9 protein-coding genes are annotated in these 7,608 nt (G+C 64.5%); 4 read left to right on the top strand and 5 right to left on the bottom strand.

Annotated features, from left to right (window positions below; translation table 11 throughout):
• Window positions 1-37: 37 nt before the first annotated feature.
• The 3 genes from Q4C89_RS06310 (at window position 38) to Q4C89_RS06320 (ending at window position 3,791) form a co-directional block, all read left to right on the top strand.
• Window positions 38-1,783 (top strand): M3 family oligoendopeptidase, encoded by a 1,746-nt coding sequence (locus Q4C89_RS06310; protein WP_303101757.1) that lies wholly within the window; start codon window positions 38-40, stop codon window positions 1,781-1,783.
• A gap of 68 nt (window positions 1,784-1,851) precedes the next feature.
• Window positions 1,852-3,351: an ATP-binding protein gene (locus Q4C89_RS06315; protein ID WP_303101758.1), complete on the top strand. Its 1,500-nt coding sequence runs from the start codon at window positions 1,852-1,854 to the stop codon at window positions 3,349-3,351.
• Complete coding sequence (locus Q4C89_RS06320) at window positions 3,348-3,791, top strand: response regulator (protein WP_303101759.1); 444 nt, start codon at window positions 3,348-3,350, stop codon at window positions 3,789-3,791. The genes Q4C89_RS06315 and Q4C89_RS06320 overlap by 4 nt, the downstream gene beginning before the upstream one ends.
• Window positions 3,792-4,022: 231 nt before the next feature.
• On the opposite strand, the gene Q4C89_RS06325 is transcribed toward Q4C89_RS06320, so the two are convergent.
• The 5 genes from Q4C89_RS06325 to Q4C89_RS06345 all read right to left on the bottom strand — a co-directional run bounded on the left by Q4C89_RS06325 (window position 4,023) and on the right by Q4C89_RS06345 (window position 6,423).
• The gene (locus Q4C89_RS06325) at window positions 4,023-4,415 is read right to left on the bottom strand and encodes a hypothetical protein (RefSeq protein WP_303101760.1); all 393 of its coding nucleotides are present in this window, start codon (window positions 4,413-4,415) and stop codon (window positions 4,023-4,025) included.
• Window positions 4,412-4,843: a hypothetical protein gene (locus Q4C89_RS06330; protein WP_303101761.1), complete on the bottom strand. Its 432-nt coding sequence runs from the start codon at window positions 4,841-4,843 to the stop codon at window positions 4,412-4,414. Before Q4C89_RS06330 ends, Q4C89_RS06325 begins: the two co-directional genes overlap by 4 nt.
• A 79-nt stretch (window positions 4,844-4,922) precedes the next feature.
• Complete coding sequence (locus tag Q4C89_RS06335) at window positions 4,923-5,543, bottom strand: hypothetical protein (RefSeq protein ID WP_303101762.1); 621 nt, start codon at window positions 5,541-5,543, stop codon at window positions 4,923-4,925.
• 63 nt (window positions 5,544-5,606) lie between these two features.
• Window positions 5,607-6,038: a hypothetical protein gene (locus Q4C89_RS06340; protein ID WP_303101763.1), complete on the bottom strand. Its 432-nt coding sequence runs from the start codon at window positions 6,036-6,038 to the stop codon at window positions 5,607-5,609.
• Entirely contained in the window at window positions 6,031-6,423 is a 393-nt protein-coding gene (locus Q4C89_RS06345) for a hypothetical protein (RefSeq protein WP_303101764.1), read from the bottom strand. Before Q4C89_RS06345 ends, Q4C89_RS06340 begins: the two co-directional genes overlap by 8 nt.
• 109 nt (window positions 6,424-6,532) lie before the next feature.
• Here Q4C89_RS06345 and Q4C89_RS06350 point away from each other — a divergent pair, with 109 nt between their 5' ends.
• A complete protein-coding gene (locus Q4C89_RS06350; RefSeq protein WP_303101765.1) occupies window positions 6,533-7,486 on the top strand; it encodes a tyrosine-type recombinase/integrase in 954 nt (317 codons plus the stop codon).
• Window positions 7,487-7,608: the final 122 nt, after the last annotated feature.

Genomic DNA, 7,608 nt, shown 5'->3' on the forward strand with positions numbered 1-7,608 from the left:
GCCGGGAACAGGGCAGGATTGGGCTACACTCGCCCGCATGACCTTGAACCACCGTTCACCTGAAGCGGTAGAGCGCAAGCTGACCGTCAGCGACGCCGAAACCCAGTGGGACACCTACGCCGCCGAATTTGCCGAGTTGCAAGCCGCGCCGCTGACCGCTGCCGACGTGCCCGCGTGGCTGCGCCGCTGGAGCGACCTCAGCGCCCGCCTGAGCGGGGTCGCCAGCCGCCTGTCCATTTCCGCCGACCTGCACACCGACGACGAAGCCGTGCAGGAGCGCTTTCGCCGCTTTACCGCCGAGGTCTCGCCGCAGGCCAGCCGCGCCGGGCAAGCCCTGACCAAAAAGCTGCTGGCAGTGCCGGACTACGTGCCCGCGCCCGACTTCGCCCTGAACTACCGCCGTTTTCGCGACGCCGCCGCGCTCTACCGCGAGGCCAATGTTGACCTGAATGTAAAGCATCGCGAGCAGGTCAACCGCCACTCGGTCCTGACTGGCAACCAACGCGTTCACCTGGACGGCGAGGAACTGACCATGCCCCAGGCCAAGCAGCGCCTCGACTCACCGAACCGGGCCGAGCGCGAGAAGGCGTGGCATGCGCTTCAGGCGAGCAACCAGGCCCTCGCCCCCGAACTCGACGCCGTGATGCTCGACCTCATCGCGACGCGCTGGCAACTGGCGCGCAACGCGGACGAGGCCAATTTCCGCGACTACCGCTGGAAGGAACTCGACCGGGTGGACTATGCGCCCGCCGACTGCCGGGCCTTTCACGACGCGGTGCGTGACGAAGTGGTGCCGCTGCTCTCGCGCATGGTGGGCGACCTCGCCGCGCAGCTGGGGCTGGAGAGCCTGCGGCCCTGGGACTACAACCGCAACAACCTGCTCGACCCCCAGGGCCGGGGCAGCCTGAGGCCCTTCAGCACCGGGGCCGAACTCGAAGACCTCGCGCAGCAGGCGTTCGCCGGACTGGACGCCGACCTCGCCGCCCGCTTTGGGCAGATGCGCGGCGGCCTGCTCGACCTCGAATCGCGCCCCGGCAAGATGACGCACGCCTACTGCCAGTACTTCCCGGTGACGAACGAGCCGTTCGTGCTGATGAACGTGGTCGGCACTTCCGAAGACGTGCGGGTGCTGTTCCACGAGGTCGGGCACGCCTTCCACGGCTTTTTCAGCGGCGAGGCGCAGCCGCTCGTCTGGAACCGCTGGAGCCCCATCGAATTCGTCGAGATTCCCAGCATGGCGATGGAATTTCTGATGCTCGACCACCTCTCGCACGTGTTTACGCCCGAGGAGCAGGCGCGGTACTTGTACAAGCAACTGGAGGGCGTCATCGCCTTCCTGCCCTGGGCCATGCAGATGGACGCCTTTCAGCACTGGCTCTATGCCGAAGCGCCTGCCGACGTGCAGGTGGCCGATCTCGACGCCAAGTGGCTCGAACTCGACCGCACCTTCCACCCCTTCGTGGACTGGAGCGGGCTGGACGAGGGCATCCGGGCCAAGGGCTGGCAGTACTACCACATCTTTCAGGAGCCGTTTTATTACATTGAGTACGCCATGTGTTACCTCGCCGCCGTCGCCATCTGGCGCTCGGCCCGGCAAGACCCCGCCGCCGCGCTGGAGCGATACAAGTCGGCGCTGCGTCTGGGCGACACGGTGGGCGTGCCTGGGCTCTACGAGGCCGCCGGAGCCGAATTCCGCTTTGACCGCGAGTATATTCACGGCCTGATGGCGTTCTTGCAAGACCAACTCTCCCGAGAACAATCCGCACAGGAGAAGCGCGACTGAGTCGGCCTTCTTCCCCTACGCCTTCTCTGCCTGCCGCACTGCGGGGGCGCACGCTGGCGTCGCTGCTGGTGCGCCCGCTGCTGCCCCCGCTGCTGGTGCTGGCCCTGGTGACCCTGGGCATCGTGACCAGTTTCAACCTCAGTGCCGCCAGTGCCCACTACGCCGACAACTCGCAGGCCCGGCTGCTGCGGCTGCGGCTGATGCTGACCGACATCGCCCAGATGGAAAACGGGCAGCGCGGCTACGTCATTACGGGGCGGGAAAGTGTACTGAAGCCGTATCTGGAAGCCCGGCAGAGCTTCAGGCGTCATGTCGGGGAATACCGGGACCTCATCATCACCGAGCGGCAGCACACCCGCATAGACCGTGTGGTGGCGCTCGTCGAGCGCTGGGAGCGCGAGGCGGCGCAGCCCGAAATCGCCGCCCGCCGCGAGTCGCTCGACGCGGCAGTGGCGCGAATAGCCGGAGGCCGGGGCGAAAAACTCTCGGGCGAGGCCCGCGCCGTGCTGTTCGCCATGCTGGACGCCGAAAACGAACGGCTGACAGGAGCGCTCAGGAGCAGTAACCAGTCGCTGCTGCGGGTGCGGTGGCTGACCCCGCTGGGGCTGCTGCTGTGTCTCGCGCTGCTGGCGCTGGCGCTGCGCCGGGCCATCGAGACGCTGGAAGCGAATATCGAGCAGCTGACCGGCGGCACCCGGCAAATCGCGGCGGGCGAGTACGGGCAGCGCCTCACACCTCTCGGCATCCGCGAGTTCGACCTGCTGGGCCAGCAGTTCAACCGCATGGCGGCAACGATTGAGCAGCGCCAGCGCGAACTCGAAGCCCGCAGCCTGGCTTTGCAGCAGGTCAACGAGAGCCTGCAGCGCAGCAACCACGAACTCGAACGCTTCGCCTACGTCGCCAGCCACGACCTACAGGAGCCGCTACGGACCATCGGCAGCTACACCGAACTGATTGCCAAGCGTTATGGCGGCAAACTCGACGAGCGCGGCGAGCGGTACATCGCATTCACCATCTCCGCCACCCATCGCCTCAAGAACCTGATTCAGGATCTGCTGGTCTTTTCGCGGGCACGCCGCACGGGGCGCGAGTTCGGCCCGGTGGACATGAACGCGCTGCTCGGCGAGGTGGCGGGCGACCTCGAAACCCGGCTGTCCGAGGTGGGTGGGCAGCTTGAGGTCGGGCCGCTCCCCCACGTTCAGGGCAACCCGGAACTGCTGCACCATATTTTCCTGAATCTGCTGGGCAACGCCCTCAAATTCCGTGACCCGCAGCGCCCGCCCCAGGTCAGCGTGCGGGCCGAGCCGGAGGGCGAGATGTGGCGGTTTTCCGTGCAGGACAACGGCATCGGCATCGAAGCCGAGTATCATGAGCGCATCTTCGAAATCTTTCAGCGCCTGCATGGGGTGGGCGAATATGAGGGCAGTGGAATTGGCCTGGCTGTCACGCGCAGCGCCGTCGAGCAGCACGGCGGGCGCATCTGGCTGGTCAGCCAACCGGGACAGGGCACCACGTTCTTCTTTACACTGCCAAGCGCGGTCAAGCCGCAGACGGAGCAAGCGACATGAAGACAATCGAGATTCTGCTGGTCGAAGATAACCCCGCCGACGTGATGCTGACCGAAGAGGCCTTTGAGGAGGCCGACTTTCCCCATCGCCTGCACGTGGCCCGCGACGGTGTGGAGGCGATGGCCTTTTTGCGGCATGAAGGCGGGTATGCCGACGCCCCCGCGCCGCACGTCATCCTGATGGACCTCAACATGCCCCGCCTGAGTGGGCTCGAAACCCTCGACATTCTCAAGGTGGACGAGAAACTGCGGCACATCCCGGTCATCGTGCTGACCACTTCCCGCGCCGAGGAGGACGTGTGGCGCAGCTACAAGCTCCACGCCAACGCCTATATTCCCAAACCCGTGTCCATCAGCGAGTTTGTCGAAGTCATCCGCTCCTTCGAGCAGTTCTGGTTCACGGTGGCGGCGCTGCCCACCACCCCGCAAAACGGAAACTGAACCTGCTGGCTCCGCTCTCCCCTGTCACGCGCCAAAATCTTTCCCCACGGACGACTCAAATTAAATCCCTACGTCATGGGGACGGAATTTGAGGAATTTACCCAGATGGGGACTCAATTTGAATCAATTCTGAGAGCTTGCGCTCTCGCCTGGGCAATGGCCCAATTCTACATTTCGAGAGGCTTCAAAGCCCCTGCCAAATCGAGCAGGGGCTTTCGCTTGGGCTGAAGCTCAGCGACGTGCTTGGCTGCTGAAGCTCAGGCCGTTGGGTCGCTTGTAGACCGCCACGGCGCTGATGTTGCTGCCCGTCATCGGCAGGACAAAGTTCTTGCCCGCTGGAATCTTGGCGACGGTGCAGAGGATGTCCGCACGGTCCACGCGGCAGAAATCCGGGGCGTTCACGCGCAGATTGTCGCCACTGACCTTCACCTGCACGTCCCAGGCTTCCAGTGTGCCCGCTGCGAACCACAGCGATTCACCGAGGAACTTCAGCCCACCGCCCGCGCTGTCCTGCACGCTGGCCTGTGGCACGGCGGGCGGCACGTTGGGGTGCATGACCGACGGCGCACAGGAACCGAGCAGCAGCGCGGCCAGCGCGAACACAGACACAAACCCGCGCTTCACTGGACACCACCGGGGGCAACTTCAGGCGCATCCACGACGGGCGCGGCACTGGGAGCCTTTTCAGGGAACAGCTTCAGGAAGGCCGATTCGATCAGCGCGGCCACCCCGTCGCCTTCGACCAGCGGCACCACCCAGGCTTCCAACTCGTCCGGGCAGACTTCCTGCACGGCGTAGGACAGGACGGTCTGGGCGATCTTGGCCCGTTCCTTGCCTGCGAACACGCCCTTGAGTTCCTGCGCGGCCACCACGGACTGGGTGGCGAGCTGCTCCAGTTCCGAGATGGTGAAGGGCGGCTGCATCAGGTTCTTGGCGCACTCAACCACCTTGGGGAAGTGCTTTTTCGCCCAGTCGCTGAGGGCGCTGGTCTGGGTGCTGGCCGCACTGAGGATCAGTGCAGCCGTGAGCATGGGAATCAGAGACTTTTTCACGGTGTCCTCCAGGGACGAAGACGGCCAGCGCGTTCGCACTGGCCTGGGCGGATTGGGACACACCTGTGGGGTGTGTGGCCTACTTGATGCCGAGGTGCTTCTTGGCGACGGCAAGCAACTTGGCGCGGTGCTGAAGCCCGTTGTAGCCGCCATTGATGGCCTTGGTGATGCCGTTCAAGTCGTCACGATCAGCCCGGAAATTCAGTCCGTGGGCATTCCAGTAGGCAGCGGCCACCAGGGCCGAGACACCGAACTGGAGCAGCAGGTCAGGGTCTTTTTCGAGGTCGAAGCCGACCAGCTTGCCGTAGGTGCGGTAGTTGGCGCGGCCTGTGAGCTGAATCATTCCGCGCCCACGGAAGAAATGCCCGTCGCCAGGAAAGATGTTGCCCATGCGCCCGCCGTAGACGATGTTGGCGAGCATGATGGGGTTCCAGGCGCACAACTGGGTGATTGCCGCCGCTGGACTGAAGCGGTTGGGCCATACCTGGCAGAGCCGGTTCAGCGAGTACTGGAGATTTTCTTCACGCGGAAAAAGGTTGCTCTCGTGGGCAAGCTGGGCCACGAAGTGAGCCACGCGCAGCGGCGTGGTGATGCCGAATTTTTGGGCGGCCATGTCGAGCTTCTTGGCGGTGACCGTGGGGTGCGTGTGCCCCGGCACCAGGGCGCGGATGAGCTGGGGAGTGATGAGCGGCTTTCCCATGAGGGCCTCCAATAGGCGAGCGCACCCGTCCACGTCGTGGGGGTGCGCTCAGGTCGAGAAATTTCAGTCTTCGGGGTGCGTGACCTTGTGGGTAAGGTGGTTGAGCAGTTGCGTCATGCCCACCAACGCGGCAATCCATGCCGGGTAAATGAGCATGAGATAGAGCGTGGCGTCGGAGAGCGCCCCTCCTGCACCTGCTGGAATCTGGAGCAGCAGCAGCAAGGCTACGCCCACCGCGCCCAGCTTGAGCAGCGGAAACTCACGCAGCCGGAGCCACAGCCACCAGCGCAGCCAGTAGGCGGCGTTGTCCACGGTGTGCGGTTCGGGCAAGGCCGCTGAGATGTACCGGGCAAGCGAACGCAGCAGCAGCACGGCACACCAAGCGATCAGGATGCGCTCGACGCTCATGACCAGGTAGCCGAGATGGTCGTCGGAAATCACTGTACCGTTGTAGATCGCGTTCCAGCGGGCAGCGAGTGCAGAAAAATCAAACATCTTTGGCCTCCTGAACAGGTTCGGGAGTGAGCGGCTCGTCGGGCGGGGCGTCTGGAATCAGCTTGCCCACCACTGGAGCCTGCTGAGCGGCTTCGACCATGCCCTGGAACGCCCAGGACACACCACGTGGTCCGAGGACGTGACCGGTCAGCCCGGCGGCGAGCAGGGTGACGACCAGATCAGCCTTCCAGGGCAGGAACCGGACGACCTGACTCACCACGATGCCGACGAGGGCAGTGCTGATGAGGTTGGCGGTCATGACCCGGCGAGCGGGCCACGCCTTGCCGCTTCCGGCCAGCGCCGTGGCGTGCATGGCGGCGGCCATGACGCCGGAGGACACCGCCACACCGAGCGCGTAGGGGTCGAATGTGGGGTCGTAGGCCATATACGCTCCTAGCAGATTGACAGGCGCTTTATATGAGGTAGCCTGAATGAGCAACGGCCCTCGCGGTGCGCCAACACCCAGGGCCTCTGCACCTTGTCGGAGGTACAGCATGTTGGAAAATACCGCAGAAGCGGCGTCCATGTCCTATGAGCACAATTGGGACAGCTACAGTAAAGCCCAGCGAGAGCAGGTCACGCGCACAGCACTGCAACAGGGAGACGTGGAAACCCTGGCACAGCTCACTGACCACAACCTGCTGATGTTCGGTCGGGGCGGTGCCCACACCAGCGAGCACACCCGGCGGGGCTACCGTACCGGTGTGCGCCGCTACCTTGCCTATGCCTTGCCACTCGGCTGGGAGCGGCTTACCCAGTACGACACCGACCTCACCATCGGTTACATCCGTAGGCTAGAGAGGGAAGAGGTCAGCCCCGGCACCATCAACAGCCGCCGGAGTGCCGCCCGCGCCCTGTACCGTGCCCTGCGCTGGGCAGGCGTCTTGCATGCTGACCCCTTTGCCGATACGCCCCGCGCCAAGGACTCGTCGGAGCGGTGGACGAAGCGGGAAGCGTACACGCGGGAAGATATTGATGCCCTGCTGGAAGTGGCCGATGAGTACGAACATCTGCTGATCCTCCTGGGGGCGCATGGTGGCCTGCGAATGAGCGAACTGGTCAGCTTGACGTGGGAGCAGGTGGACCTCGAACGGCGGGTCATGACGATCACCGGCAAGGGGCGGAAGACGGCCCTGGTCTACCTTTCCGAGAGCCTGAGCATGATGCTCGAGTGCGTGGAGGCCGAGCGCCGCACCGGGTACGTGCTGCCCTGGCGGAATCCGAAGAGCATTCGCCTGTGCCTGCGCTCGCTCTGCAAGGCCGCTGGGGTGGACTATTCGAAGCGTCAGGTGCACGGCCTGCGCCATGCCTGCGCCACGATGCTGCTGGAGCAGACGGGCGACATCTACATCGTGGCCCGACACATGCGCCACAGCAGTGTCGGGACTACTGAGGTGTATGCGAAGCTGAACCCCAAGAAACTGACGCTGGCCCTCAGCCAGTGGTGAAGAAAACCCCGCAAGCGCGGGGCTTTTTCTGGCCGATAACAGGCCCGGTACTGTGTGGTTCAGGTCAGCCAGGACGCCAGCATGAGCGCCAGCACAACCACCGCCGCGACATAGGCGGGCCA

Origin of the sequence: Deinococcus sp., assembly GCF_030523985.1 — a bacterium.
In the GTDB taxonomy this organism is placed as follows: Bacteria; Deinococcota; Deinococci; order Deinococcales; family Deinococcaceae; genus Deinococcus.

Excerpts from the sequence above, each read along its gene's own strand:
- Q4C89_RS06310 (WP_303101757.1), top strand. The coding sequence starts at position 38 with ATGACCTTGAACCACCGTTCACCTGAAGCGGTAGAGCGCAAGCTGACC.
- Q4C89_RS06320 (WP_303101759.1), top strand. The coding sequence starts at position 3,348 with ATGAAGACAATCGAGATTCTGCTGGTCGAAGATAACCCCGCCGACGTG.
- Q4C89_RS06335 (WP_303101762.1), bottom strand. The coding sequence starts at position 5,543 with ATGGGAAAGCCGCTCATCACTCCCCAGCTCATCCGCGCCCTGGTGCCG.
- Q4C89_RS06340 (WP_303101763.1), bottom strand. The coding sequence starts at position 6,038 with ATGTTTGATTTTTCTGCACTCGCTGCCCGCTGGAACGCGATCTACAAC.
- Q4C89_RS06345 (WP_303101764.1), bottom strand. The coding sequence starts at position 6,423 with ATGGCCTACGACCCCACATTCGACCCCTACGCGCTCGGTGTGGCGGTG.
- Q4C89_RS06350 (WP_303101765.1), top strand. The coding sequence starts at position 6,533 with ATGTTGGAAAATACCGCAGAAGCGGCGTCCATGTCCTATGAGCACAAT.